The sequence below is a fragment of the Fulvivirga aurantia genome (assembly GCF_009711475.1).
GTDB classification, from domain to species: domain Bacteria; phylum Bacteroidota; class Bacteroidia; order Cytophagales; family Cyclobacteriaceae; genus Fulvivirga; species Fulvivirga aurantia.
The window spans coordinates 1-1700 of sequence record NZ_SMMD01000312.1; the positions used below are offsets into that span (position 1 = coordinate 1).

The 1700-nt window shown below is 36.9% G+C and carries 1 protein-coding gene and 1 pseudogene; both read right to left on the minus strand.

Annotated features, from left to right (window positions below):
• Window positions 1-73: 73 nt before the first annotated feature.
• Complete coding sequence (locus E1176_RS01395; protein WP_155208792.1) at window positions 74-475, minus strand: ATP-binding protein; 402 nt, start codon at window positions 473-475, stop codon at window positions 74-76.
• A 5-nt stretch (window positions 476-480) separates the two neighbouring features.
• Window positions 481-1700 (minus strand): annotated as a pseudogene (locus tag E1176_RS20320) (DUF4175 family protein); the annotation flags it as partial.

Here is a 1700-nt window from a genome sequence, read left to right on the forward strand (position 1 = left end):
CCCATTTAACTACCTCTTCTTTTTGAGGTAAGTCATATAAACAATCCTCGTTAAAGAAATTTATATCAGTCATTTAATTGATATAAAAATTAAGCTCTACCACCTTACCTTCTTCCTTAAATGTGACCTCATCAGATAAGTTTTTCATCAGGAAAATACCTCGGCCTCCTGGCTTGGCTAAATTTTCTGGTGCGGTTGGGTCAGGCAAATTTTCATAATCGAAGCCTGTTCCGGCATCTCTTATTTCAAACCTTATCTGACTGTCTTCTAATGAGAGTTGCAGAGCTACATTTTTTGACTTGTCATTTTTATTGCCATGTTTAATGGCATTGTTTACAGCCTCTGTTACGGCAATCATAATGTTGCCATAAATATCATCGTCAAGCTGAAATTTGTCTTTTGCATTGTCGATGAAGCTCTCAATCATGCGGATGTTTTCTGCTAATGATGGAATTTGAATCTTAATTGTGTTCATTCTGATTAATTGTTCTGGCTGTTTTCGATTCTTTTGAAGTACTCATTTACCTCTTTTTTATAATAAGGATAGAGTTTTGGAGGTACAGTTTTAAGCAACTCTATTTCTTTTTCTTTTAATTTAAAATATTCTTCGAAGGCTTTGGGCAGTGCTTTTTCATAATCTTTAGCGCTTTCGCCCTTTCTTTCCTCATCTAATTCTCTTTCTCTCAAAGCATCTTCAGCTTTGAGTAGCCTCGTAAGTATATCTTTCTGTCTTTGAATAGTTTCTTCAGTTATACGCTTATTCACAAGGTCAGATTCTGTTTCTTCCATTTTTGCCGGTATTCCATCTCCAGGTTTCAGTCCGTTTTCTCCGTCACCCATTTTCTCCTGCATGTTTTCCAATGCTTTTCGGATGCGTTCTTGTTGAGCAGCCAATTCTGCTAATTGCTCTGAAAGCTCTCTACCCGATTTGCCACTTTTCTTTAATCCCTCAATCTGTTGATTAAGCTGCTGTTGTAGTTCACTCAAACTAGGATCTCCCGATTCGGGTTTAGGTTTACCCTGGCCTTTCCCGGTCGCATCATTCATGGCTTGTTGCATCTGCTGCAGTACATCATCGAGCAGCAGGGCAAGATTGTTCATCGAAGTCATAGCAAATTGTTGTTCCGAAACAGCTTTAGGCTTTTTTCTTTCTTTTATAGCTTCTACACTTTTATCCATATGATCGTTCATCTCAGTTACTTCTCGAGTAACAAAAGAGGCGATTTGGAAAACACGATTAGCCAAACTTAACAAACTGTCTTCAACTATCTGAGCATCGTCCTGTAGCTTCAATTGGGTCTGAGCTAATTCTACAAAACGCGGATCGCTTTGTTTTACATCATTGAAGTCGGTCATTAACTCTTCTTGATCAAAGGATAGTTTTATAAGATTATGTACAATGTCTCGCAAGTCATCTAAGTTTTGCTGCATCATACTCATCTGCATACTACTTTGCATCTGCTGTAATTTTTCAGCTATCTGTTGCATTTGCTCCTTGGCTTTTTGTTGAGATTTTTTTGAGTCCCCAGATTTATTTTGCTTTAGGTCATTTTTACTCTTTTCTTGATTTTCCTTAACAGATTCTTGTTCTTCCTGAGTATCAGGCAAAGATTTTGGATTTTTTAGCTCTTGATTTTCCTTTTTTAGCTCTTCTAAATTCTCTTCAAATTCTTTAAATGATTCTTGTAATTGCTCTTGTT

Excerpts from the sequence above, each read along its gene's own strand:
- E1176_RS01395 (WP_155208792.1), bottom strand. The coding sequence starts at position 475 with ATGAACACAATTAAGATTCAAATTCCATCATTAGCAGAAAACATCCGC.